We start from the raw sequence: 25,784 nt of genomic DNA on the forward strand, positions 1-25,784 counted from the left end.
AGACGTTTTTTAACGTTCTCTACTTTGGTATTTTAAAGAGTTTTTAGGATTTAGCCCCGTAATCCGTTCCGATTTTTTATAGAAATCTAATTTCTATAATTAGCACTTCAATATCGAGATTGAAGTTTAGAGAAGTAATCCGAGGGTCGTAGTTTTATAATAAGTATAAAACTAAAATCAATTTTAAATTGCACATAAATCAATAGTAAAAACTATGATGAATAATAGAAATAATAAAGACAAAAGTACTGGAGTTAAAAGATTTAACAGAATAACAATTGGTTTGGCTTCGCCAGAATCAATGTTAGGTGAATCTAGAGGTGAGGTTTTAAAACCAGAAACAATCAACTACCGTACACACAAACCAGAAAGAGATGGTCTTTTCTGTGAACGAATTTTCGGACCAGTTAAAGATTTCGAATGTGCTTGTGGAAAATATAAAAGAATTCGCTACAAAGGAATCGTATGTGACCGATGTGGAGTTGAAGTTACGGAGAAAAAAGTACGTAGAGATAGAGTTGGACACATCAACCTTGTTGTGCCAATTGCTCATATCTGGTATTTCCGTTCTCTTCCAAACAAAATTGGTTACGTTTTAGGATTACCTTCTAAGAAATTAGATATGATTATCTACTACGAAAGATATGTAGTTATTCAAGCAGGTATTGCTAAAGGTCCAGAAGGTGAAAGTTTAAGTAGACTAGACTTCTTAACAGAAGAAGAATACTTAAATATTGTGGATACCTTACCTATGGAAAACCAATATTTAGATGATACCGATCCAAATAAATTTATCGCCAAAATGGGTGCTGAATGTATTATGGATTTATTAGCTCGTACAGATTTAGACGCTTTGTCTTATGATTTACGTCATAAAGCTAATAATGAAACGTCTAAACAAAGAAAAACAGAAGCATTAAAAAGATTAAACGTTGTTGAATCTTTCCGTGAATCTAACAAAAACAGAGAAAACCGTCCAGAATGGATGATTTTAAAAGTAATCCCGGTTATTCCACCAGAATTACGTCCTCTTGTACCTTTAGATGGTGGTCGTTTCGCAACTTCAGATTTAAATGATTTATACAGAAGAGTAATCATCCGTAACAATCGTTTAAAAAGATTAGTGGAAATTAAAGCGCCGGAAGTAATCTTACGTAATGAAAAACGTATGTTACAAGAAGCGGTTGATTCACTTTTTGATAATACAAGAAAAGCTTCTGCTGTTAAAACAGAATCAAACAGACCATTAAAATCTTTATCAGATTCATTAAAAGGTAAACAAGGTCGTTTCCGTCAAAACTTATTAGGTAAACGTGTGGATTATTCTGCTCGTTCTGTAATTGTTGTTGGACCAGAAATGAAATTGTTCGAATGTGGTCTTCCAAAAGATATGGCTGCTGAATTGTACAAACCATTCGTTATTCGTAAATTAATCGAAAGAGGAATTGTTAAAACAGTTAAGTCGGCTAAGAAAATTATCGATAAAAAAGAACCAGTAGTATGGGATATCTTAGAAAATGTTATCAAAGGACATCCAGTATTACTTAACCGTGCTCCTACACTTCACCGTTTAGGTATCCAAGCTTTCCAACCAAAGTTAATTGAAGGAAAAGCAATCCAGTTACATCCATTAGTATGTACGGCTTTCAACGCCGATTTCGATGGTGACCAGATGGCAGTTCACTTACCTTTAGGTCCTGAAGCAATTTTGGAAGCACAATTATTAATGTTAGCGTCTCACAATATCTTGAATCCTGCGAATGGTGCACCAATTACGGTACCTTCTCAAGACATGGTATTAGGTCTTTACTATATGACCAAAGAACGTTTAACAACTCCAGAAATGGAAATTATTGGAGAAGGTTTAACTTTCTATTCTGCTGAAGAGTGTAATATCGCTTTAAACGAAGGAAGAGTTGAATTAAATGCTCGTGTTAAAATTAGAGCAAAAGACTTTAATGAAAACGGAGAATTAGTATACCAAATTATCCAAACTACAGCAGGTAGAGTATTATTTAATGAAGTAGTACCTGAAGCTGCAGGATATATAAATGAAGTTTTAACTAAGAAAAATCTTCGTGATATTATTGGTAAAATTTTAGCTGTAACTAGCGTGCCTGTAACTGCTGCTTTCTTAGATGATATGAAAGATATGGGTTACAAATTCGCTTTCAAAGGTGGATTGTCATTCAGTTTAGGTGATATTAGAATTCCAGAACAAAAAACGCAATTAATTGCTGATGCTCGTGTGCAAGTAGAAGGTATTTCTGCTAACTACAACATGGGACTTATCACAAATAACGAGCGTTACAATCAGGTAATTGATATTTGGACTTCTGCCAATGCACAATTAACAGAATTAGCAATGAAAAATATCCGTGAAGACCAACAAGGTTTCAACTCGGTATATATGATGCTTGACTCTGGTGCAAGGGGTTCTAAAGAACAAATTCGTCAGTTAACTGGTATGCGTGGATTAATGGCTAAGCCGAAAAAATCAACTGCAGGTGGTGGTGAAATTATTGAAAACCCGATTCTTTCTAACTTTAAGGAAGGTTTATCGATTTTAGAATACTTCATTTCTACTCACGGTGCGCGTAAAGGATTAGCGGATACGGCTCTTAAAACTGCCGATGCAGGATATTTAACAAGAAGGTTACATGATGTATCTCAAGATGTTATTATTAATTCTGTAGACTGTGGAACATTAAGAGGTGTAGAAGTTTCTGCATTAAAGAAAAACGAAGAAATTGTTGAAACATTAGGAGAAAGAATTTTAGGACGTGTAGCATTACAAGATGTTGTAAATCCATTCAACTCTGAAGTTTTAGTTCACGCTGGAGAACATATTACAGAAGCAATTGTTAAAGCTATTGACGCTTCACCAATTGAAAAAGTAGAAGTTCGTTCACCATTAACTTGTGAAGCTAAAAAAGGAATCTGTACGAAATGTTACGGAAGAAACTTAGCAACAGGTAAAATGGCTCAAAGAGGTGAAGCTGTCGGTGTAATTGCTGCACAGTCAATTGGAGAACCAGGAACACAGTTAACACTTCGTACTTTCCACGTTGGAGGGGTTGCCGGAGGTATTTCTGAAGAAGCTGGTATTTCTGCACGTTTTGCTGGAAAATTAGAAATCGAAGATTTAAAAACAGTTAAAGGAGAAGATGGTGAAGGTAATACTGCTGATATCGTAATTTCTCGTTCTACTGAATTAAAATTAGTTGATGTTAATACAGGTATTTTATTAAGTACACATAATATTCCTTACGGTTCTACAATTTCTGTAAAAGATGGAGATGTAGTTGAAAAAGGAGCAACAATCTGTAAGTGGGATCCTTATAATGGTGTAATTGTATCTGAATTTACAGGTAAAATTGCTTATGAAGATTTAGAGCAAGGTCAATCATACATGGTTGAAATTGATGAGCAAACAGGTTTCCAAGAGAAAGTAATTTCTGAAGGACGTAACAAAAAATTAATTCCAACTTTACATATTTATGGTAAAGATGGTGAGTTAATTAGATCATACAATTTACCAGTAGGTGCTCACCTTATGGTAGATGATGGTGAGAAAATTAAAGCAGGAAAAATTCTTGTGAAAATTCCTCGTCGTTCATCTAAAGCAAGTGATATTACCGGAGGTTTACCAAGAATTACGGAGTTGTTAGAAGCTCGTAATCCTTCAAACCCTGCAGTAGTTACTGAAATTGATGGTGTTGTTACTTTCGGAAAAGTGAAAAGAGGTAACCGTGAGTTATCAATTGAATCTAAATTCGGAGATGTTAAGAAATATTTAGTGAAGTTATCGGCTCAAATCTTAGTTCAAGAAAATGACTTCGTAAGAGCTGGAACGCCATTATCAGACGGAGCAATTACTCCAGAAGATATCTTAAGAATTCAAGGACCATCTGCTGTTCAACAATACTTAGTAAACGAAATTCAAGAAGTTTACCGTTTACAAGGGGTAAAAATCAATGACAAACACTTCGAAGTTGTGATTCGTCAAATGATGAGAAAAGTAAGAATCCAAGATCCAGGAGATACATTATTCTTAGAAGATCAATTAGCACATACTTCAGACTTTATTCTAGAAAACGATAAGTTATACGGAATGAAGGTTGTAGAAGAAGCTGGTGATTCTACGAACTTAAAACCAGGACAAATTATTTCTCCAAGAGACTTAAGAGATGAAAATTCATTGTTAAAACGTGAAGATAAAAACTTAGTTTCTGCAAGAGATGTAATTACTGCGACTGCAACACCTGTATTACAAGGTATTACAAGAGCATCGTTACAAACGAAATCATTCATTTCTGCGGCATCGTTCCAGGAAACTACTAAAGTATTAAACGAAGCAGCTGTTGCTGGTAAAATCGATACATTAGAAGGATTGAAAGAAAATGTAATTGTAGGTCACAGAATTCCTGCTGGAACAGGTATGAGAGATTATGATAATATTCTTGTAGGTTCTAAAGAAGAATACAGTGAATTAATGGCTGGAAAAGAAGAATTCAGCTACTAATATTCAAATCACATAATAAGTATAAAAGCCTAACAGATATTTTCTGTTAGGCTTTTTTTTAATCAAAATTATACTTAATCTTGTAGTCAACTTAAATGAACTTAATAAACATATAAGTAGCATAATTTTTTTTGAAAAACTTACATGACTTATATGTTTAAAAATTAAAATAAAAATGGAAAACAACAACCAAGAAGGACAAATCAATATCGAATTAGACGAAAAAATAGCAGAAGGAACGTATTCCAATTTAGCGATTATTAATCATTCTAATACAGAATTTGTAGTAGATTTTATTTCGTTAATGCCTGGTGTACCAAAAGCTAAAGTGAAATCAAGAATTATTTTAACACCACAACACGCGAAAAGATTATTAAAAGCTTTAAGTGAAAATATCCACCGTTTTGAAAGCGCTCACGGACAAATTAAAGAAGAAGAACATCCGCCAATGCCCTTAAATTTCGGTCCAACGGGACAAGCGTAATTTTTGTGAAATGTTTTTTAAATTTCAAAAAAAGTATTTTATCTTATTTATATGCGTTTAATTGGATTAATTGTTTCGTGCAAGGAAAAAACTGTATATTTACGATGAAATATTTTATATAATATAGCCCCCTACACATGAAAAATAAATACCTTTTTATTGTTTTTGTTTTGTTATTTGTTACCAACTTACAAGCTCAAATTGGAGTTACAGTTGCAAATAACACTAATGCAACACCAAATTTGGCAGTAAGTTATACCACTTTATCTGCAGCTTTAACTAGCTTAAATGCTGTCACGGCAATGTCTGGTCCAATTACATTAACCCTTGCAGCTGGCTCAGAAACTGCTCCAGCAACAGGTTTAATATTGGGAAGTCCATCGTTATCTCCTGTTTTAAGTGCTACAAACACAATTACTATTATTGGTACTGGTGCTACAACTATTTTAAATGCTGGAGTTGGTACTGCTACACCAGCAAGTGCGGTTCCAGACGGAATTTTAAAACTAAATGGTGCAGATTATGTTACAATAAACGGTTTAACTTTTACTGATGGTAATACAACTAATCCTGCTTCAATGGAGTTTGGGATTGGATTGTTTAAATTATCTGCAACAAATGGTTGTAATAATAATACAATTCAAAATTGCCGTTTTAACATGCAACGTGTAAATAATGTATCTGGTACCACTCTAATGGTTGATGGTTCTGTTGCAATAGCTTTGATGAATTCAACTATTGCAGCTTCTGCAACTCCACTAACAATAACTTCTGTTAATGGAGCAAGCTCTAATAACAAATTTTATGCAAATACTATAAACGGGGGTAATTATGGAATAGTATTACAAGGCTTTGCTGCCAATTCTCCTTTTACTTTAGCTGATACGAACAACGATATTGGAGGTTTGTCTGGCGCTACTGGTAATACTATTTTAAATTATGGTGGCGCTACCGGAGCAACAAATCCTGCTGCTGGAATAAGAATTTCAGACCAATGGGGTTTTAATGCTTCGTACAATACAATAAACAATAATAACGGAACAGGTGTTAATCATGTTTCTTTTATTAGTGGTATTATTACTTCTGGTAGTACAAGTGCTTCAGGTAATATTAATTACAATAATGTTACCGTTGCCAGTGGAGGCACAACTTCTGCTTTAGTAGGTATTTCAAATACTGCCGGAGGGACACCTGCAGGTAACACCATTAACATGAACAATAATACAGTTGTTATCAATTATCCAACCGCTACAACTGCAGCGATTACAGGTATAGTAAATAATGCTGCTGGTAATGCTACAATTATTAATATAAATAATAATAACGTTTCAGCAGGAAGTATTATTTCTGGTACTGGAATACATATATTAATATCAGGCGTTACATCAAATACTTTAAATATTAATAACAATACTATTGGTAACTGGTCTAGAAGTTCAGCAGGTTCAGGAGCATTAAGAGGTATTGCGATAAATTCACCTGCCACAACTGTTATTGACAACAATATAGTAAGTAATTTGTCATATACAAATGCTGCTTCAGCAGGTGTTTTAGAAGGGATTTTTAGTACTTCAAATACAGTAGATGTAACTATTTCTAATAATCAAATATTTAATTTAAGTTCTGCTGGAGGTTTCATTCGCGGTATTAACGAGCTAGGTATTGCTGGTAATAAAAATGTTTTTAATAACACGATACATAGTTTTACAAATACTGCTGGATATACAGGTACCGGTGTGTTATATGTTGGTATTATATTGAATAATGGAGTTAAAAATATTTATAAAAATAAAATTTATAACATTACGAGCTCTGGTACTACTGGTGCATTTGCTGTTGGAATTTCTGTTACTGGGGGTACATCTAATACAATTAGTAACAACATTATAGGGCAATTATTCACGCCAACTTCAACAGGATTAAATTCTGTAAAAGGTATTGATATTTCAGGTGGTTCAGTGCGTGTAGATGTGTACCATAATACAGTTCGTTTAAACGCTACAAGTACTTCTACAACTACTTTCGGATCTTCTTGTTTATTTTTTAACACTACTCCACCAATTGTTGATGTTAGAAATAATATTTTTATAAATACATCTACGCCTGCACAAAACGCCGCAAATAACTTTGCAAATGGAGTTAGCGCAGGTATTAGAAGAAGTACAGGTACAGCAGGTACAGTTCCTACAAATTATGCAACAACATCTAATAACAATTTAATTTATGTAGATGCTGCTTCAGGTACAAATAATCACTTAACTTATTGTGAATCACAAACAGCTATAATAAATGCTCAAAACACTTTAGCTAACTTTAAAGCTTTTTTCGTTAATAGAGATCAGTTATCTGTTGTTGAAAACCCAACATTTGTTTCAACAACTGGTTCTGATGCTACATATTTACATGTAAACACAGCAATTCCTACTTTAGCTGAAAGTAGAGCAGGTATAATTAGTACAATTACAAATGATTTTGATGGAAACACTCGTCAAGGATCTGTTGGATATGTAGGAACTGGTTCAGCGCCAGATATTGGAGCCGATGAATTTGAAGGTATTTCAATATGTTCTGGGGCACCAGCTGCAAGTAATGCTCTTTCATCAAATAATAATTTTTGTGTAGGTAATTCAACAAATTTATCGTTAAGTATTTCTTTTGCTACATTAAACGTTGATTATCAATGGGAATCTTCTTCTAATAATGTTTCTTATTTACCTATAAGTGGCGCTAATTCAAGTAGTTATTCGGTTTCTCCTATTGCATCAACTTGGTACAGATGCGTGGTTAGGTGTACCGCTTCTTCAACAGCTACAACATCATTGCCAGTTCAAGTGATTATAAATTTAGCAACCTATGCAACAATTCCTTTAACTGAAAGTTTTGAGTCAACTTGGCTAACAACTTGTGTTACAGCTCCACTTGGTCAAGATGCTCCAAATAATTCGTGGAGAATGCTTAGTGGTTCTGTTGCAGATGCTTCATGGAGAGCTGATAATACAACGACAGTTTTAAGTGGTTGGTCATCAATAGATGGAGCTTATTCACCAATTGCTCAAGATGGTGCAAGATCGGCTCGTTTTCATTCGTACAATGTTTTACCTGCTGGAATCCAAGGTTCTTTAGATTTGTATGTTAATTTATCTTCTCCTGGCGCAAAACAATTATCTTTTTGGTATATTGCACCTAGTACAGGAATTGATCAATTAGAAATATTACTTTCAGAAGATGGAGGTTTAACTTTTAATCCATTATCAACAACTCCTGCTTTTGCACCCGCAACTACAGCAGTTACAGTATGGACCAACATTACAGCAGCTTTTTCTTCTGTATCTCCTACCGCAATAATTAGATTTAGAGGAACTGGAGATAATGGTGGTTTTGATATTGGTTTAGATAATATATCTATTAGAATGCAGTGTTCTGGTACGCCAACTGCGGGTACAATAAGTGTGCCTGCCTCTCCATGTTCTGGTGCACCATTTAATTTAACTTTAGTGGGTAGTTCTTCAAATGCTGGTATCACTTACCAATGGCAATCTTCACCTGATGGAATTGCACCTTATACAAATATATCAGGACAAACCAATATTACAGCTAATGTTACTCAAACAAATTCAACGTTTTACCGATGTGTTGTAATATGTTCAAATGGTGGTGCTTCAGCTACAACAGCTCCTGTTCAAGTAAATATGGGTCCATTTTATAATTGTTTTTTTTGTGCTGCATCAACAACAAGTACTGCAGATACAGAAATTGGAAACGTTACATTCGGAGCTCTTAATAATGGAGTAGCGACTCCTGTTTTAAACAATCCAACTGCTGTAAATTCTTATACTAACTTTACAAGTTTAACTCCTGTTAATATAGAAAAAGGTATTCCGGCTAGTTTCTCTGTTTCTCAAATTACATCAGGACCAACTTTTTATCCTGCTTATTTAACTGTATTTATTGATATAAATCAAAATGGAGTTTTCGATTTACCGTCTGAAAGATTTTTATCTGCTGGTCCAACTGTAGAAACTCCTTTAAATAATGTTTTAACTGGAACCATTACTTTACCGTTATCTGCATTAAACGGTTTAACATTAATGCGTGTTGTGTTATTAGAAGACTTGTCAAACGCAATGCCTCCTGCTTGTAATCCATTAAGTAGTTCACCAAATAGTTACGGAGAAGTAGAAGATTATGTAATTAATATTATTTCTCCTGCGCCTTGTACAGCTACTACTATATATAACGGAACTACTTGGTCTATCGGTACTCCTATTGCAGGTGTAATTGCGCAATTTAATTCTGATTATTATGGTTCAGCAATTACTGCTTGTAAGTTAGTTGTTAGTTCCCCTGCAAATGTTGTATTTAATAGTGGTATAGCCACTATTGAAAATGATATATCTGTTGCAACAGGTGGTTCGTTAACTTTTAATAACAATGTATATTTAGTTCAAACAACTAATGCAGCAAATACTGGAAATGTTACTATTGTTAGAAATAGTTCTTTAGTTACTCGTCTTGATTATATTTCATGGGCTTCTCCAGTTTTAAATCAAAATTTATTAAATTTTTCAAATCAAACCTTAACAAACAGATTTTACACCTATAATCCTGCCGGAACAAATACTGCTACAGCTTGGGTTTCAGTAAATCCTACATTAACTAATTTTACTGCTGGAAGCGGTTATTTAATAAGAACACCAAATACTTTAACTCCTTTTTCTTATTCATTATATTCAGGTCGATTTACAGGTGTTGCAAATAATGGTAATTACTCTACAGCTGTTACAACAGGGTTTAATATGATAGGTAATCCATATCCATCACCAATTACTGCAACTACTTTCTTAACAGATAATGCTGCAATTGGTGCAACTACTTTATATTTCTGGACGCATATTGTACCGTCAAGTGCAGGTGTTTATCCGAGTAATAACTATGCAAGTTATACAACTGCTGGAGGAGTTGCTGCCGCTGCAGGTGGTGCGCAACCTACTGGAGTAATTAATGTTGGTCAAGGTTTTTTTACTAATGTAACAACTGCTGGTTCGGCTGTGTTTAATAATTTACAACGCCAAGCAACAGGTAGTGGGCAATTTTTCAGAAATTCTAATACGATTGAAAAGCACAGAATATGGTTCGATTTAACATCGACGAACAAAATTCATAATCAAGTATTGGTTTCATACATGACTGATGGAACTAATGAAATTGATAATGCTGATGGTAAATTATTTGGTAATGAAAACAGTGTACTATATAATGTGGTAAACAATGATAAATATGTAATACAGTCAAAAGCATTACCATTTGTAAATTCAGATACAGTTTCTTTAGGATTAATTGCTACTGAAATGGGTTCTTATACAATTACTTTAAGTCAGTTAGATGGGTTGTTTTTAGCAAATCAAAATATTTATCTAAAAGATAATTTACTAAATATTACTCATGATATTAAATCATCACCTTATATTTTTAATAGTGAAGCTGGTGAATTTAATTCTCGTTTTGAAATTGTATATACAAATTCTGTATTAAGTAATGCAACAGCTGAGTTTAATGAAAATTCAGTATTGGTTTATAAACAAAATAATAATATTGAGGTTAATGCCGGAAACGCAACTTTAAGTGAAGTAACAGTTTTTGATATTAGAGGTAGAAAAATTATTACTAAAAACAATATTAACAACAATAAAGTAACTTTTAATAATTTAAATATTCAAAAAGAAGTATTAATTATTACTATTACAGATGTGAACGGTAATAAATTTTCTAAGAAAATTATTTTTTAAATTATGATACATTTAGAAAAAATTACTAAAAACCAATTGTCAATCATCAAAGATTTGGCGTATACAATTTGGCCATTTACTTATGGTGAAATCTTATCGACAGAACAATTAAACTATATGTTAGATAACTTTTATTCTATTGAGAATTTAAGTAATCAAATGGATGCTGGTCAGATTTTTGAATTATTATTTGAAGGAAAAAAGGTTGTTGGGTTTGTTGCCTATGAATTTAATTGTAAAGAATCGGATTTGCTAAAAATTCATAAAATTTATCTTTTGCCAGAAACGCAATGTAAAGGTTTTGGGAAATTTATGATTGACGAAGTAATTAAAATCGCCAAAAGCAATAATCAAAAAGTGGTGTTTTTAAATGTAAACAAATACAATAAAGCGCAATTTTTCTATCAAAAATTAGGTTTTACTATCACAAAAGAAGAAGTGATTGATATCGGAAATAATTACATTATGGACGATTATGTAATGGAATTAACGTTTTAATTTCTTAAATGTATTTGTTAATTATAGTTTGTAATTCTAACAATTTATAAGGTTTAGAAATATAATCATCCATTCCAGCATCAAGACATTTTTGTTTTTCACTTTCCATAATACCAGCAGTTAATGCTATTATGGGGATGTTTTTGGTTTTTTCATTTAGCCTAATTTCAAAAGCAGTTTCATATCCATTTTTAATTGGCATTTGAATGTCTAATAAAACAATGTCAACTTTATTTTTATCTAAAATTTCTAAGGCGATTTCTCCATTTTCAGCTTTTAATATTTCACTGTTTGGATAAATTTTATTTAATATTTTATTAGCTAAAAGAATGTTTATAGGATTGTCTTCTACTATTAAAATACTTAATTTTTTTGATTCTTGTTTGATGTTTGAACTTTCTCCTTTTTCTTTTTTATTTGTTTTTAAAACAGTATTGTCAGGTATTTTAAAATTAATTGTAAAGTTAAAATTACTTCCTTCGCCATAAGCACTTTTTACATTGACTTTGCTTTTACAATACGATAGTAATTTATTTACAATGGCTAACCCTAGTCCAGTTCCTCCATATCTTTTTGTGGTTGACGCATCTTCTTGAACAAATGAATTAAATATTTTTTCTAAGTTTTCTTTTTTAATTCCTTTTCCTGAATCAACAACAGAAAATTTTATTGTTGCAAATTTGCTCTTTTTTAATTGGATTAATTCTACTTGTAAAACTACTTCGCCAAAACTAGTAAACTTAATGGCATTACTTAATAAATTTACTAATATTTGCTTTAATCGTAAGGCATCTGCCTCAATTGTGTTTGGAATATTTGAATCATAATCTAGTTTTAAATGTATGTTTTTTGCTGAAGCTTGTACAGTAAATAAATTGATAATTTGGTTTGTTAATTCATACAGCGAAATAGGTTCATACGATAATTCTAACTTACCTGATTCTACTTTTGAAAATTCTAATATGTCATTTATAATTTCTAATAATAAGTTTGCAGATTGATTTATGTTTTGCATGTAAACTTGCTGACTTTTATTCAGTTTTGTTTCAATTAATAAATCTGTAAATCCTATTATTCCATTTAAAGGAGTTCTAATTTCATGACTCATATTAGCTAAGAAATCTGTTTTTGCTTTGCTTGTTGCTTCGGCATATTCTTTAGCTTTTAAAGTGTTTTCAAATTCTTTTTGTGTAGAAATGTCTTTTGCAATTCCTCTAATTTTAATTACTTCATTATTTTTGTTTACAATTGGTTCGCCATATCCGAGAATCCATTTTTTTGAGCCATCATCTAAGACAATAGTATGTTCTATTTCATAAGTTTTTTTTTCAATAATTGCTTCTTGTAGTTTAATGTTTAATAAGGCCATATATTCAGCAGGAATTCTATTTACGTATAGCTGATATAAGTTCTCTTTTTCTTTAGGGTCTATCTCAAAAATATTAAATAATTCTTCTGACCAAACAAGCTCATTAGTTTGAAGATTGAATTCAAAACTTCCAATCTTTGCCATTTTTTGAGATTCATTTAATAACCGCTGATTTGATATTAGTTTTTCTTTAGTCTGTTCTACATCAGTTACATCCCTGGCTATTGCAAAAATTGTTTTAGTTTCTTCATTTGATATCGCGTGCCAATTTAAGTTTATATAACCTCCGTCTTTTTTTTTGTATTTATTACTGAAATTAATTGTGTTTTGCCCTTTGTTTAAATTTTCAATTTCTTTAAGAGTTTTGTCTAAATCTTCTGGATGTATAAAATTTATAAATTGTTTTGAAAAAAGTTCTTCTTCTGAATAACCTAAAGCTATAGAGAAGGCCTCATTAATTTTTGTAAAATAGCCGTCTAAACTTGCAATACAAATTAAATCTTTGGTTTTGTTAAAATATTGAGTAAAGTGGTCGAAAAGTGTTAAGTCTTTTTTTTGATTGACTAACTCTTTTTCTAGTAGGGAAATTTTTTGTAATAATTTAGAGTTAGATTGAGGCATAACAAATAAAATTAATCTAAAGTTACTAAAATAAAATACATGTATGTGTTTTATTATTAAGGAATTAGAGATTTAATTTTATTTTTCTGATATTTTTATTTGATAATGGATGTTAATTTTCTTTCAACTTTATTGGGAAAATTGAAATTATAAAATCAGATGCTTTTGTAATAATTTTTAACTGAAATTAATACCAGTATTGAAAAGAATATAACGAATAGTGTGCTAAATATATTTGTAAATGAATTAAATAAATCCATAATTCTAAAAAATATAGAACATAAAATAGCAAAACCAGTAATTAAAATGGAGAATTTATTTCCTTTGTAATAAAAATAAGCAATTGGAAAGGAAAGAATAAATCCTATGATTGAAAGGATACTGTAATCGTTTTCTTCTGAAGAAATTCCAATGGTCAATAAATAAAATGAGGCTATTAAAATAAATATAAATCCTGGGACAAACATATATGTCATAGTGTTGTTTTGATCTACTATGTTTAAATTATGTATGTGTTCGTTAATTTCGATTTCAGAAAAACCATCTCTTCTTAAAAGTTCAATAGCTGTGTTTTTAGGATAATTTCCTTTAACATAATTATCAATTTCTTTTTTAATGTCTTTTCCTCTGTTCATTTATCTATTTCTTTTATCGTAGTTTCTACTTCCGTAATTGGTTTTCTTGTCGCGTAAAATACTGGCGTCTTCTGTTTTACTTGAAGGTTCAATTAATGTATTTAATTCAATGATTTCTTTTTCTGTTAACGGACGATATTTTCCAACAGGAACATCTAAAGTAATATTGATAATTCGGATTCTTTTTAGCGAAGTCACTTCGTAATCTAAATATTCACACATACGACGAATTTGTCGGTTCAAACCTTGTGTTAAAACAATTTTAAACACAAACTGACTCATTTTTTCTACCGTACATTTTTTTGTAATCGTGTCTAAAATTGGTAAACCATTACTCATTTGCTTAATGAAAACATCTGTAATTGGTTTGTCAACCGTAACAATATATTCTTTTTCGTGATTGTTTCTGGCACGTAAAATTTTGTTTACGATATCACCATCATTGGTCATGAAAATCAATCCTTCACTGGCTTTATCTAATCTTCCGATTGGGAAAACACGCTCTGGATAATTGATATAATCAACAATATTATCTGGAATACTTAAATTAGTCGTACACTCAATTCCAGCAGGTTTGTGGAACGATAAATAAATTGGTTTTTTGTTTGCATTGGTCACTAATTCGCCATTTACGCGAACTTCATCACCTGGTGCGACTTTCGTACCCAATTCCGGAGATTGTCCGTTAATCGTAATTCTTCCTTCTTCTAATAATCGGTCAGCTTCTCTACGAGAACAAAATCCTGATTCTGATAAATATTTATTAATGCGTACTAATTGTTCTTCCATTTGGCAAAGGTAGTATTTTTTAGTGTAAAAGTTTAGTAGTTTAAAAGTTTAAAAGGTTTTGTGTTTGGAAGATATAAATCAAAAAAAAATCCCGATTTTCATCGGGATTTTTGATATTACATTTTGGCGAATATTTTCTCCATTTTTTCTCTTTCTTCGTCAGCTAAAACACTGTCAACTAAAATACGTCCACTGTGCTCATCTGTTAAGATTTTCTTTCTACCAGCAATTTCCATTTGAGTTTGTGGTGGAATAGTAAAGAATGAACCAGCTGAAGCGCCACGCTCAATTGAAACTACTGCTAAACCATTGATAACACTGTTTCTAATTCTGTCGTATGCTGCTAATAAACGCTCTTCAATTTTACCTCTGAATTCGTTAGATTTTTCAATTAAGAAATTCTCGTCTTTTTCAGTTTCAGCCATAATATCACTTAATTCCGCTTTTTTGTGCTTCAAGTGATTTTGCTTACCTTCTAATTTTTCTTTAGTTTGACCAACAATTTCTTTTTTGTTCTCTAAAGTAACTTTCATTTCTTTAATGTGCTTTTCAGCCAATTGAATTTCTAATTCTTGAAACTCAATTTCTTTAGATAAAGAATTAAATTCTCTATTGTTACGCACATTTTTTTGTTGCTCAGTATATTTTTTTATTGACGCTTTGTAATCATCAATATTGTTCTTTTTTTCTTTTGCTTGATGATCAATAGCACTTAGATCTTCGTTTAATTTTTCTAAACGCTTAGATAATCCTGCCACTTCATCTTCTAAATCTTCCACTTCTAAAGGTAATTCACCTCTTACGTTTCTGATTTCGTCAATTTTAGAATCAATTAATTGTAAAGCATAAATTGCTCTTAACTTTTCTTCTACGCTTAGTTCTTTTGTATTTGCCATATTGTTAAAAATATTTAACGGGATTTGTATTTAATTCTGATAAAATGATTGCAAAATTAGTGATTTTTTCTTTAAGAAAGTCAACAATATAGTTTTTTGTATACCTTTCACTTTCAAAATGTCCAATATCAGCCAAAAGTAGCTTGTTTTCGGCTTCATAAAATTGGTGATATTTTAAATCCGCTGTTAAAAAAGCATCAGCACCAGCAGAAATGGCATTTTTTATTGCGAAACTTCCACTTCCACCTAAAACCGCAACTTTCTTAATTTCAGTAGGTAAAAATTGACTGTGTCTGATTCCACCGCATTCCATTTTATCTTTTACAAATTGTAAAAAATGGGAAGGTTTCATTGGGTTTTCTAATTCTCCAATCATTCCTAAACCAATATTTTGATGTTCGTTTTCGGTTTGGTAAATTTCGTAAGCTACTTCTTCATATACATGATTTGAAAAAAGAGCTTTTAAAATGTTTTTTTGCAGATGTTTTTCGAAAGTTACTTCAATTTTAATCTCTTTAGATTCTACAAATTCAAATCGATCACCATATTCTGGATTGCTGTTTTCATTTCCCATGTAAGTTCCAATGCCTTGACTATTGAAACTGCAATTTTCATAATTACCTATGTTTCCAGCGCCAGCATCAAATAAAGCGTTTCTTAATTTTTCAGCATTATCAAGTTGTGTATAAGTGACTAATTTCTGAATGAAATGTTGTTTCGGAATTAAAACTTTAGTATTCGTTAAACCTAAAGCGTCACAGAAAATTTTATTCACACCATTTTGATGATTGTCTAAAGCTGTATGAACGGAGTAAATCGCAATATCATTTTTAATCGCTTTGATTACTGCTCTTTCTACATAATTTTTTCCTGTAATTTTTTTCAATCCAGAAAACAAAATAGGATGGAAGCAAACCACTAAATTACATTTCTTCGCAATTGCTTCATCTATCACTTCTTCTAACGCATCATGACAAACTAAAATTCCTGTAATGTCGTTGGTGTGACTTGTTAAAAGTCCAACATTATCAAAGTCTTCCGCGTAGGCTAATGGCGCTAATTGCTCCAAATATTTCGTTATTTCAGATAATTGCATGAGTTTAGTTTAGTGATTTTGTAATTTTCAAAGATAAAAAACGAAATCGTTTAAAAACTAATTTCTAAAATTAAATTAGCACGATTTTTGTATATTTGTATATCTAAATTCATTTCATTATGACAACTATAACCATAAAAATTAACGAACGCACAAAAGCAGGTAAAGCTTTCATGGCCATGTCTGAGTCTTTTTTTAAAGGTGTAGATGGAATTGAAATTATTGAATTAGAGACTACGAAATCAACTAAAAAAGAAGAAAAATATAATCCTGAGTTTGTTGCTAAAGTTAAAAAAGCCGAAGCAGAAATTAAAAAAGGAAATACTTCAAGATTAAATCCAAATGATATATGGGGAAGTATTTTGTAGAATTTGATTTAGTTGCAAAAAAAGAACTTCAAGCTCATTTTAAATCAGGTAACAAATCAACGATTAAAAAAATAGAAAAAATACTTTTAGAACTTACAGAACATCCTTTTTTTGGCGAAGGTCAACCTGAAGAATTGAAGTACGATTTAAAAGGGTATTGGTCGAGAAGAATAAATAAAAAAGACAGAATGGTTTATAGAGTGGAAGAAGAAATTGTAACCGTTTATGTAGTTTCTGCTATGGGACATTATTCCGATAAATAACTATGAATTTTCTTCGTAAAATCCTTTTTCCTATTGCAATTATATATTGGTTAGTCACTTTTGTTAGAAATTGGCTGTACGATGTGGGTTTCTTTAAAAGTAAAAGTTATGATTTACCCATAATTGCAATTGGGAATTTAAGCGCTGGCGGAACAGGAAAAACGCCACATACCGAATATTTAATCCGATTATTAAAAGATAAGTATAAAGTCGCGGTTTTAAGTCGTGGTTACAAAAGAAGTACGAAAGGTTTTGTTCTAGCTAATGAAACGATTTCTGCTCATGAATTAGGTGATGAATCGTATCAAATTCAAGCCAAATTCCCTGAAGTTTCTGTAGCGGTTTGTGAAGACAGACAAACAGGAATTGAAAATTTAATTGCGTCGATAAAGCCAGATGTGATTTTACTAGACGACGCTTTTCAACACAGAAAAGTTACTGCTCAATATTATATTTTATTAACGGCTTACGATGATTTGTTTTCGGACGATTATATTTTGCCTTTCGGAAATTTACGAGAATCGGCAATCGGAAAAAAGAGAGCGAATTTGGTAATCGTAACGAAATGTCCTGCAACTCTTTCTGAACAAGAACAAGAAAAAGTCAAAAAGAAATTGGATGTAAATGTTCCGGTTTTCTTTACTGCAATTGACTATGATACAGAAGTTTTTGCTGCTGAAAAAGCCATGAACGTTTCGGAAGTAATTGCTAATGAAAAAGTCATTGTTGCCGGAATTGCAAAACCTAAATATTTTATAGATTATTTGAATTCTGGTAATGATAAGGTTATGATTTATCCAGATCATCATCATTTTTCGGAACAAGAAATATCAGAATTAAATGCTTTAGCTCAAGATAATATCTTAGTTACAACTGAAAAAGATTATGTGCGTTTAAACGGGAAAATTAAGTCTGATAAGTTGTTTTATTTGCCAATAAAAGTGAAGTTTTTAAATTCGGAATCAGAGTTTAAAACAATTATTTCTAAAACAATTAAGCCTTAAAATAAGAACTAATTACATTGTAAAAATGTTCTGGTGCAAAAGGTTTTGTTACCACATCATTCATGCCGTAAGAAAGTAGCATTTCTCTGTTTTCGTTTAATGAAATAGCAGTTAAAGCAATAATTGGTGTAATGGTGTCAAATTTTCTGATTTCAGCCGTAGCTTCCGTTCCATTGATTCCAGGTAAATGAACATCCATTAAAACCATATCGAATTTGTTGTTTTCCATCGCAACAATTGAATCTTCACCATTGTCAATAATTGTACAAATCATACCTTTGTTTTCTACCATTTTTTTGGTAATCATTTGGTTGATTTTATTGTCTTCTACTAATAAAACTCTTTTACCTTTTAAGTTTTCGTGAGAAATAATTTGATTTGTTTCAATGCTAGAAATGGTTTTCAAGTCCGACTTGTCAAAATCTAAATTAAAATAGAATTTAGTTCCTTTGTTGACTTTACTTTCTAAATGAATTTCACTATCTAATATTTCAATAATTTTTTTAACAATGGAAAGTCCTAAGCCAGTTCCACCATATGTTCGGTTAATTTCTACAGAACCTTGAGAAAAACTGTCAAAAATATTTGCAATTTTATCTTCTGGAATACCAATTCCATTATCTTGAACAACAAATTTTAAAGTGATCTTATTGTCTTTTTCTTTAACGGTATTAATTTTTAATATGACTTCTCCGTTTTTAGTGAATTTTATAGAATTGTTAATTAAATTTATTAAAATTTGAGACAGTTTAGTAGGGTCACCAATTAGGTTTTCATTGCCATCTATGTCTAAATCTAATTTAAAATTGATGTTGTTTTTACTGATAAATCCACTGAAAGATTGATTAATATTATTTACTAATTCAACCAAATTAAATTTGATTTTTTCAACATGAACGTTATTTGATTCTAATCTGTTAATTTCCAAAATGTCATTGATGAAACTCAAAAGGTAATTCCCTGAAAATTCTAATGATTTCAAATAGTTTAACTGACTGGTTTTTGGTTTTTCTTGCAGCAATAAATACGTAATTCCGTTTATCGCATTCAATGGTGTTCTTAACTCGTGACTCACCGTAGATAAGAACTCTGATCTGGCTTTAGATGCGAATTCTGCCTTCTCTTTTTGTTCCGTTAATTCTTTGTTTTTGGCTTGTAAAAGTTTGTAGGTAAACGTTCTAATTTTATTATTTTTGTATAATGAAAAACTCAATAAAGATAAAATTGCAATTAAAACAATACTCATAATACTAATCAATCTTGAAAATCGTATCGATTTCATTTGATCACTTTTTTCTTTTTCTAGCTTTTCAACAATTTCTAATTGATTGTCGTGCTCCTTTTTATTAATAAGTAATTCAGTATTCTCTTGACCAGAATTATTTTTAATTTCATTTAACGTTAAAAATTCTTTTAAATAAAAATTAGATAATTTGTAGTCTTCTAATTTTTCACTAATCAAAATAAGGTTGTTTAGGATTTTCTTTTTTGAAATTCCAACAGAATTATTTTCTACTAATTCCAATGCTTTTTTAGAATATTCTAAGGCTTTTTGATAGTCTTCTTGAAGATAATAAATTTTGCTTAGCTGATAAATAGCTTCCACTTTACTTGATTCAACATCTCTATTAGTATTGGCTATTTTCTTGAAAATTATTGCCGCTTCATCTAATTTATTACTGGCTTTTAAGGTTAATCCTTTTTGAAGTTCTAATAATGGAAATGCTTCGTTAGAATTTATTTCGCTATAAATTAAATACGCTTTGTCAAAGTACATTTTGGCAATCGTAAAGTTTCTTTTTTCTAAGTATAAAGTCCCTAATGCATAGTTTATTTTAGCAACTTTTGAAGAAGATATTTTGTTTATTTCGTAGTAATTAGAACATTTAATGAAGTTAATTATGGCGTCATTATAATTGTTGTTTTCCAAATGTAAACTTCCTAAAAAATAATAGCAATCGTATAGTTTTTCGTTGTTTTTGGTAGCTTTTGAATAGTTAATAGCTTTTTGAACATATTTAATAGCGTCTTTGGAATTGTATTTTTCCTCGAAAGAATAATTGGCTAATTCTAAAAAATAATTAATGCTATCAGTTTTGTTTTTCTTACTTTGAGAAAAGGAGAATATAGTGAAAAAGGTAAGTAAGAATAGGAGGTTTTTCATTATTTGAATTCAAAACTTGAAATTATAAAGGCTAAAAATACTAATTTTTTTTTGATAAAAAAAGTATTAAGTCCACAAGACGAGACGAATATCCGATTTCATTATCATACCAGCCTACGATTTTTACCATTTTATCTATCACCGAAGTTAGTTGCGAATCGAAAACACAAGAGTTTGGATTGCCAATAATATCAACAGAAACAATTGGGTCTTCCGTGTAAGCTAAAATGTTTTTCAGTTCCCCTTCCGAAGCTTTTTTGAAAGCTAAATTGATTTCTTCAATAGAAATTTTTCGGTTCACATTAAACGTAATGTCAGTTAATGAACCATCTGGAACCGGAACACGAATGCCGCAACCGCCAATTTTACCTTCTAATTCAGGAAAAATTTTAGTAATTGCTTTTGCCGCTCCAGTTGTTGTTGGGATTATAGATTGGGAAGCACCACGAGCGCGTCTTAAATCTTTATGAGGTTGATCGTGTAAACTTTGATCGGTAGTGTAGGAGTGAACTGTTGTAATATACGCTTGCTCAATACCACATAATTCTTGAATTATTTTCAGCATTGGTGCGGCATTGTTAGTCGTACAACTTGCGTTGGAAATAATAGTTTCCGAACCATCTAAAATATGTTCGTTGACACCTAAAACGACAGTTTTTATTTTGTCATCTTCTGGTGGCGCTGATAAAATTACTTTTTTGGCTCCAGCCGAAAGATGTAATTGTGCCGTTTCAGTAGTTTTGAATTTTCCTGTAGCTTCAATTACAAAATCGATATTTAAAGCAGTCCAAGGTAATTTTGAAATATCACTTTCGTGGAAAAATTGAAATCTTAAATCGTCAATAACTAACTTTTCATTTTCAGTAGAAATTGAACGTTGTAAAACACCGTGAATGCTGTCGTATTTTACTAAATGACTCATGGTTTTAATATCCGCAATATCATTTATAGCAACAACTTCTATGTTGGGATGATTCAGTAATAATCGGAACAAATTTCTTCCAATTCTTCCAAAACCATTAATAGCGACACGTATTTTCAAATTTTTATTTTAGTGTTTTATGATAAATTTAATTTTGCCTTATGCCTTATGCCTTATGCCTTATGTCTTATGCCTAAAATTAATGAATATGTTTTTCAGCATGATACGAAGAACGTACTAAAGGACCACTTTCCACGTGAATGAAACCTAATTCTTTACCAATTTTTTCGTATTTTTCAAATTGTTCAGGTGTGATGAATTCTTTAACAGGTAAATGTTTTTTACTTGGTTGTAAATATTGACCAATCGTAACTACATCTACTTTCGCATCTCTTAAATCATGTAACGTCTGAATTACTTCTTCTTCCGTTTCTCCTAAACCTAACATGATTCCCGATTTTGTTCGGTTCAATCCTTGTTCTTTTAAGTATTTTAAAACAGCTAAACTTTTATCGTATTTTGCTTGAATTCTAACTTCACGAGTTAGTCTTCGTACCGTTTCAATGTTATGAGAAACAACTTCTGGAGCCACTTCAATAATTTTATCTAAATGTTTTTCGCTTCCTTGAAAATCTGGAATTAACGTTTCTAAAGTAGTTTTTGGATTCATTCTTCGGATAGCTTTTACAGTTTCTGCCCAAATAATAGTTCCCATATCTTTTAAATCATCTCTGTCCACACTTGTAATTACAGCATGTTTGATGTTCATGATTTTGATTGAACGTGCTACTTTTTCTGGTTCTTCCCAATCTACATTTTCAGGACGACCTGTTTTTACACCACAAAATCCACAAGATCGTGTGCAAATATTTCCTAAAATCATAAACGTTGCGGTTCCTTCTCCCCAACATTCTCCCATATTCGGGCAACTACCAGAAGCACAAATGGTATTTAATTTGTATTTATCTACCAAACCTCTAAGTTCAGTATATTTTTGTCCAACGGGTAATTTTACACGCAACCATTTCGGTTTTGGAGTAGGTGGAAATACGCTTTCTGTAGCCATAATTTTAATCTAAAATCTGATTGCAAATATACGAAACGTAATAAAACAAATCATATGTTTCGATTATATTTATCTATGATAACATTACAATCACTTTTCCTTATTTGTTTATGCTGACGCAATATTTGTTTAGTGTGATTTCATAAAAAAAACCACAAAATAAAATGTATTTTGTGGTTTTAAAATTAAGATGCAGTTGTACTATTAATCTTCTAAATCTACAAGGCTAATTTGTATTGGAAGTCTTTTTTCACTTCGTACAATTTCACCGTTTACTTTTCCTGGTGTCCATTTTTTATTCATGGCTTTTAAAACTCTAATCGCTTCTTTTTCTAAAGCTTTGTCGCCTTTTCCAATCATTCTAATGTCAGTCATAGAACCGTCTTTTTCGATAATAAAAACCAATTCTATAGATAAAACATCTTTGTTAAAAGTGCTTGGGATTTTATAGTTTTCTGCAATAAAAGTTCTGAACTTGTTAATTCCTCCAGGGAAACTTGCTTCAACACCTAAAACACCTTTATATGGACTGTTATCTGGTTTTATTGTTCCAGTTCCAGTTGGATTTGCTGGTAATGGAGTTTCAATTCCTGCTGGATCACCAACTGGTCCAGGATTTCCATTTTCTGTTCCGTTTGGATTATACGGAGTTGAAGTGTCTGGTTTTTCTGGTTCTACAATTGGTTCAACTTCTGTTCTATCAACTACAACTGGAGGAACTTCATCAGGAGTTAAATTTAACTTTGGATCAGTAGTGCCTTTTTTAATAATTGGTTTTGATTCAGGAGTAATTGGAGTCAGTTCTATAATTCTAACTACGGGTGGTAATTCGAATGGTTTTGGTGTAATACTTGGTTTTAGTTCTGGACTTGTAAATGAAAACAATCCAATTCCAAAAGCAAGTGCTCCGAAAGTTATAAGCATTGCTTTTATGGTAGTAGCATCACTTTCTTTTCTTAATTGGTAAGCACCGTAAGCTTTGTTTCGGTCTTCGAAGGCAATTTCTAGCCATTTGTCGTTTTGTACATTGAAATTTGACATAATATATAGTTTTTAAGGTTGATACTTGCGTATAATTTAAACCTTATGAAATAATCATGCCAAAAATTCAATAAAAGAATAAATTTATTGAATTATTCTGTGTAATTCATGTCGATATCATGTGTTTCTGCAATGGTTAAAGTGGCGTAAATGGCTAAAATAAATACAAGTATTCCAACAATAATGGCGCTATTAATTACACCAGAATTTATTTTAAAAAAATCAAAACCGATTAACATTACGGGTAATAAACCTCTAACCATATTCGGAATTGTAGTTGCGGCTGTGCTTCTGATATTTGTTCCGAATTGTTCTGCGCCAACGGTAACAAACATTGCCCAATATCCAGTTCCTAGTCCAAACCAAGCACAGAAAAAGTAATACGAGTTTTCTGTTTTAGCAAAACCTGAAAGTAATAATGCTACTCCAACTATGGTGAAAAGTAACATATATAAAATGGCTTTTTTTCTTGATTTTAAATAATGTGAAATAATTCCACTAGCAAAATCACCAGCTGAAATTCCGATATAAGCCCACATAATTGCTTTTCCAGGAACTAGGTTTTCAATTCCCATTGCTGTAGCAAACTGATTCGCCATTAAAGCTAAAATTCCAATGCAATACCAAGTGGGTAACCCAATTAAAATGCATTTTAAATATTTTGTAAAACGTTCCTTAGAATTAAAAAGCATGAAGAAGTTTCCTTTTTTTACCGATGCATCGTGTTCAATATCTTTATAAATTCCAGATTCGGAAACGCTAATTCTTAAGAAAAGTAACGCTAAACCTAAAGCGCCACCAATAAAATAAGAAGTCGTCCATTCCGATGTCATTTGAACGGTTAATTGTGCGACAACAGCCCCTAACAAACCAAAACCAGCTACAATTGAAGTTCCAATAGCGCGTAAACTTTTTGGTAAAGATTCGGAAACTAAAGTGATTCCTGCTCCTAATTCGCCAGCTAAACCAACTCCTGCTATAAAACGTAAAGCTGCATAAATGGTTACGATGTTTTCTTGGGGAAATTGTGGTAAAAATCCGCAAGCAATATTCGCTAAAGAATACACTAAAATTGAACCAAATAATACGGAAAGTCGCCCTTTTTTATCGCCTAAAATTCCCCAAAGAATTCCGCCAATCAATAAACCCGACATTTGCCAGTTTATTATCGTTGTACCAACTTCATCTGCATTTAATCCTAAAGAATTTAAACTCGGTACGCGAACAATTCCGAAAAGTGGTAAATCGTAAATATCTACAAAATACCCTAAAGCAGCAATAATTACAGGGATTGAAAAAAGGTGTTTTAGTTTTTCAGAAAAAGTAAAGTTTTCCATTTGGTTTTTAAGTTTTGCCAAACCTAATGAAAATTAATTTAAATTAAAAGATATTTGAACTGCAGTTTTTTTACTTATCTTCTAAAAAGTCAATTGAAATTTGACTTATGATTTCATACTTGTCTCTAAAAACTTCATGTGAACAATTTGGAATGACACAAAGTTGGCTGTTTTTAATAGCGTTATGGATTTCTATACCATGTTCTAAAGTGTACATGTCGTTGTCGCCATAAACAATTAACGTTTGAGTTTTGATAGCTTCAAGGTCAGATTTTGGGAAATATTCCTTTTGAAACCACATTTCTTTTGCTTCATTGATATATCTTTTCCAATCTTTTGTCGGTGAAAGTTTTTGATAATATTTTATCCAATTTGGCCAATTTTGCTCAACCCAGTTGATATTAGTCCAGTTTTTAACTTCTTCAATGTTTTTAAAACCTTCGATTTTATAATTTACTCCTGAAACAATTAGTTTTTTAATTTTATCGGGTCTGTTTTTGGCTAAAATTAATCCAGTAATTCCACCGTCGCTCCAGCCAATTACATTAAGACTATCTAGTTTTAATTTATCTATGATTTCAGAATTGTATTCTGCTAATAAATTATAGCTTAATTTGCTTTTTGAGTATTCTGAACGACCAAGTCCAGGTGCGTCCGCGATTATTACTCTATGTTTTTTTGCAAGAATAGGAATTATTTTTTCGAAATCTGAAATACTTCCGAAACCACCGTGAATCAAAAGAAGTGGCGTGCCTTTTCCATATTCTTCGTAATATATTTTGGTGTCTTTAATGGTTAAGTATTTTCCATTATTAGAACCATATTCTATTTGAGCATTTCCAAGTATAGTGAAAAATAATGTTGTTAGTAAAAGTATAGTTTTAGATTTCATTATTTTAAAAAAAATATTGGTAATTGTG

The 25,784-nt window shown here is 31.4% G+C and carries 18 protein-coding genes; 7 read left to right on the forward strand and 11 right to left on the reverse strand.

The window, feature by feature from the left end; genetic code table 11:
* Positions 1–214: 214 nt before the first annotated feature.
* From rpoC to G6N05_RS09005, 4 genes are all read left to right on the forward strand, one after another.
* Positions 215–4,525, forward strand: coding sequence for a DNA-directed RNA polymerase subunit beta' (gene rpoC, locus G6N05_RS08990; RefSeq protein ID WP_166127226.1), 4,311 nt, complete (start codon positions 215–217; stop codon positions 4,523–4,525).
* Between the two features lie 175 nt (positions 4,526–4,700).
* Complete coding sequence (locus G6N05_RS08995) at positions 4,701–5,009, forward strand: DUF3467 domain-containing protein (RefSeq protein ID WP_166127230.1); 309 nt, start codon at positions 4,701–4,703, stop codon at positions 5,007–5,009.
* Between the two features lie 137 nt (positions 5,010–5,146).
* On the forward strand, positions 5,147–10,795 hold the full coding sequence (locus tag G6N05_RS09000; protein WP_166127233.1) for a GEVED domain-containing protein: 5,649 nt from the start codon (positions 5,147–5,149) through the stop codon (positions 10,793–10,795).
* A 3-nt stretch (positions 10,796–10,798) separates the two neighbouring features.
* Entirely contained in the window at positions 10,799–11,293 is a 495-nt protein-coding gene (locus G6N05_RS09005) for a GNAT family N-acetyltransferase (protein ID WP_166127236.1), read from the forward strand.
* A gap of 4 nt (positions 11,294–11,297) precedes the next feature.
* Here the strand turns inward: G6N05_RS09005 and G6N05_RS09010 are convergent, their stop codons facing one another.
* The 5 genes from G6N05_RS09010 to G6N05_RS09030 all read right to left on the reverse strand — a co-directional run bounded on the left by G6N05_RS09010 (position 11,298) and on the right by G6N05_RS09030 (position 16,699).
* A complete protein-coding gene (locus G6N05_RS09010) occupies positions 11,298–13,283 on the reverse strand; it encodes a PAS domain-containing sensor histidine kinase (protein ID WP_166127241.1) in 1,986 nt (661 codons plus the stop codon).
* Between the two features lie 155 nt (positions 13,284–13,438).
* Complete coding sequence (locus G6N05_RS09015; RefSeq protein WP_166127245.1) at positions 13,439–13,918, reverse strand: hypothetical protein; 480 nt, start codon at positions 13,916–13,918, stop codon at positions 13,439–13,441.
* A complete protein-coding gene (gene rluF, locus G6N05_RS09020) occupies positions 13,919–14,707 on the reverse strand; it encodes a 23S rRNA pseudouridine(2604) synthase RluF (RefSeq protein ID WP_166127248.1) in 789 nt (262 codons plus the stop codon). It lies immediately after the preceding gene.
* Between the two features lie 116 nt (positions 14,708–14,823).
* The gene (locus G6N05_RS09025) at positions 14,824–15,603 is read right to left on the reverse strand and encodes a zinc ribbon domain-containing protein (RefSeq protein ID WP_166127252.1); all 780 of its coding nucleotides are present in this window, start codon (positions 15,601–15,603) and stop codon (positions 14,824–14,826) included.
* A gap of 4 nt (positions 15,604–15,607) precedes the next feature.
* Positions 15,608–16,699 (reverse strand): Nif3-like dinuclear metal center hexameric protein, encoded by a 1,092-nt coding sequence (locus tag G6N05_RS09030; RefSeq protein WP_166127273.1) that lies wholly within the window; start codon positions 16,697–16,699, stop codon positions 15,608–15,610.
* A gap of 119 nt (positions 16,700–16,818) precedes the next feature.
* On the opposite strand from G6N05_RS09030, the gene G6N05_RS09035 reads away from it, so the two are divergent.
* The 3 genes from G6N05_RS09035 to lpxK are packed head-to-tail and all read left to right on the forward strand — an operon-like array spanning position 16,819 to position 18,334.
* Positions 16,819–17,067, forward strand: a complete 249-nt coding sequence (locus tag G6N05_RS09035; RefSeq protein ID WP_166127282.1) for a DUF2683 family protein — start codon at positions 16,819–16,821, stop codon at positions 17,065–17,067.
* Positions 17,049–17,330, forward strand: a complete 282-nt coding sequence (locus G6N05_RS09040) for a Txe/YoeB family addiction module toxin (RefSeq protein WP_166127291.1) — start codon at positions 17,049–17,051, stop codon at positions 17,328–17,330. The genes G6N05_RS09035 and G6N05_RS09040 overlap by 19 nt, the downstream gene beginning before the upstream one ends.
* A gap of 2 nt (positions 17,331–17,332) precedes the next feature.
* The gene (gene lpxK, locus G6N05_RS09045) at positions 17,333–18,334 is read left to right on the forward strand and encodes a tetraacyldisaccharide 4'-kinase (protein WP_166127294.1); all 1,002 of its coding nucleotides are present in this window, start codon (positions 17,333–17,335) and stop codon (positions 18,332–18,334) included.
* On the opposite strand, the gene G6N05_RS09050 is transcribed toward lpxK, so the two are convergent.
* The 6 genes from G6N05_RS09050 to G6N05_RS09075 form a co-directional block, all read right to left on the reverse strand.
* Complete coding sequence (locus G6N05_RS09050) at positions 18,324–20,498, reverse strand: tetratricopeptide repeat-containing hybrid sensor histidine kinase/response regulator (protein WP_166127297.1); 2,175 nt, start codon at positions 20,496–20,498, stop codon at positions 18,324–18,326. The genes lpxK and G6N05_RS09050 overlap by 11 nt on opposite strands.
* 40 nt (positions 20,499–20,538) lie before the next feature.
* Positions 20,539–21,540, reverse strand: a complete 1,002-nt coding sequence (gene gap / locus G6N05_RS09055; protein WP_166127301.1) for a type I glyceraldehyde-3-phosphate dehydrogenase — start codon at positions 21,538–21,540, stop codon at positions 20,539–20,541.
* Between the two features lie 79 nt (positions 21,541–21,619).
* On the reverse strand, positions 21,620–22,486 hold the full coding sequence (lipA, locus tag G6N05_RS09060) for a lipoyl synthase (RefSeq protein WP_166127306.1): 867 nt from the start codon (positions 22,484–22,486) through the stop codon (positions 21,620–21,622).
* 204 nt (positions 22,487–22,690) lie between these two features.
* Positions 22,691–23,527, reverse strand: coding sequence for an energy transducer TonB (locus G6N05_RS09065; RefSeq protein WP_166127311.1), 837 nt, complete (start codon positions 23,525–23,527; stop codon positions 22,691–22,693).
* A gap of 92 nt (positions 23,528–23,619) precedes the next feature.
* The gene (locus G6N05_RS09070) at positions 23,620–24,864 is read right to left on the reverse strand and encodes an MFS transporter (protein ID WP_166127314.1); all 1,245 of its coding nucleotides are present in this window, start codon (positions 24,862–24,864) and stop codon (positions 23,620–23,622) included.
* A gap of 70 nt (positions 24,865–24,934) precedes the next feature.
* On the reverse strand, positions 24,935–25,756 hold the full coding sequence (locus G6N05_RS09075) for an alpha/beta fold hydrolase (RefSeq protein ID WP_166127318.1): 822 nt from the start codon (positions 25,754–25,756) through the stop codon (positions 24,935–24,937).
* Positions 25,757–25,784 lie beyond the last annotated feature (28 nt).

The sequence above is a fragment of the Flavobacterium bernardetii genome (assembly GCF_011305415.1).
GTDB classification, from domain to species: Bacteria; Bacteroidota; Bacteroidia; order Flavobacteriales; family Flavobacteriaceae; genus Flavobacterium; species Flavobacterium bernardetii.

What these genes read in the sequence shown, in the direction of transcription:
- rpoC (WP_166127226.1), top strand. Translation starts at nt 215, where the DNA reads ATGATGAATAATAGAAATAATAAAGACAAAAGTACTGGAGTTAAAAGA.
- G6N05_RS08995 (WP_166127230.1), top strand. Translation starts at nt 4,701, where the DNA reads ATGGAAAACAACAACCAAGAAGGACAAATCAATATCGAATTAGACGAA.
- G6N05_RS09000 (WP_166127233.1), top strand. Translation starts at nt 5,147, where the DNA reads ATGAAAAATAAATACCTTTTTATTGTTTTTGTTTTGTTATTTGTTACC.
- G6N05_RS09005 (WP_166127236.1), top strand. Translation starts at nt 10,799, where the DNA reads ATGATACATTTAGAAAAAATTACTAAAAACCAATTGTCAATCATCAAA.
- G6N05_RS09010 (WP_166127241.1), bottom strand. Translation starts at nt 13,283, where the DNA reads ATGCCTCAATCTAACTCTAAATTATTACAAAAAATTTCCCTACTAGAA.
- G6N05_RS09015 (WP_166127245.1), bottom strand. Translation starts at nt 13,918, where the DNA reads ATGAACAGAGGAAAAGACATTAAAAAAGAAATTGATAATTATGTTAAA.
- rluF (WP_166127248.1), bottom strand. Translation starts at nt 14,707, where the DNA reads ATGGAAGAACAATTAGTACGCATTAATAAATATTTATCAGAATCAGGA.
- G6N05_RS09025 (WP_166127252.1), bottom strand. Translation starts at nt 15,603, where the DNA reads ATGGCAAATACAAAAGAACTAAGCGTAGAAGAAAAGTTAAGAGCAATT.
- G6N05_RS09030 (WP_166127273.1), bottom strand. Translation starts at nt 16,699, where the DNA reads ATGCAATTATCTGAAATAACGAAATATTTGGAGCAATTAGCGCCATTA.
- G6N05_RS09035 (WP_166127282.1), top strand. Translation starts at nt 16,819, where the DNA reads ATGACAACTATAACCATAAAAATTAACGAACGCACAAAAGCAGGTAAA.
- G6N05_RS09040 (WP_166127291.1), top strand. Translation starts at nt 17,049, where the DNA reads ATGGGGAAGTATTTTGTAGAATTTGATTTAGTTGCAAAAAAAGAACTT.
- lpxK (WP_166127294.1), top strand. Translation starts at nt 17,333, where the DNA reads ATGAATTTTCTTCGTAAAATCCTTTTTCCTATTGCAATTATATATTGG.
- G6N05_RS09050 (WP_166127297.1), bottom strand. Translation starts at nt 20,498, where the DNA reads ATGAAAAACCTCCTATTCTTACTTACCTTTTTCACTATATTCTCCTTT.
- lipA (WP_166127306.1), bottom strand. Translation starts at nt 22,486, where the DNA reads ATGGCTACAGAAAGCGTATTTCCACCTACTCCAAAACCGAAATGGTTG.
- G6N05_RS09065 (WP_166127311.1), bottom strand. Translation starts at nt 23,527, where the DNA reads ATGTCAAATTTCAATGTACAAAACGACAAATGGCTAGAAATTGCCTTC.
- G6N05_RS09070 (WP_166127314.1), bottom strand. Translation starts at nt 24,864, where the DNA reads ATGGAAAACTTTACTTTTTCTGAAAAACTAAAACACCTTTTTTCAATC.
- G6N05_RS09075 (WP_166127318.1), bottom strand. Translation starts at nt 25,756, where the DNA reads ATGAAATCTAAAACTATACTTTTACTAACAACATTATTTTTCACTATA.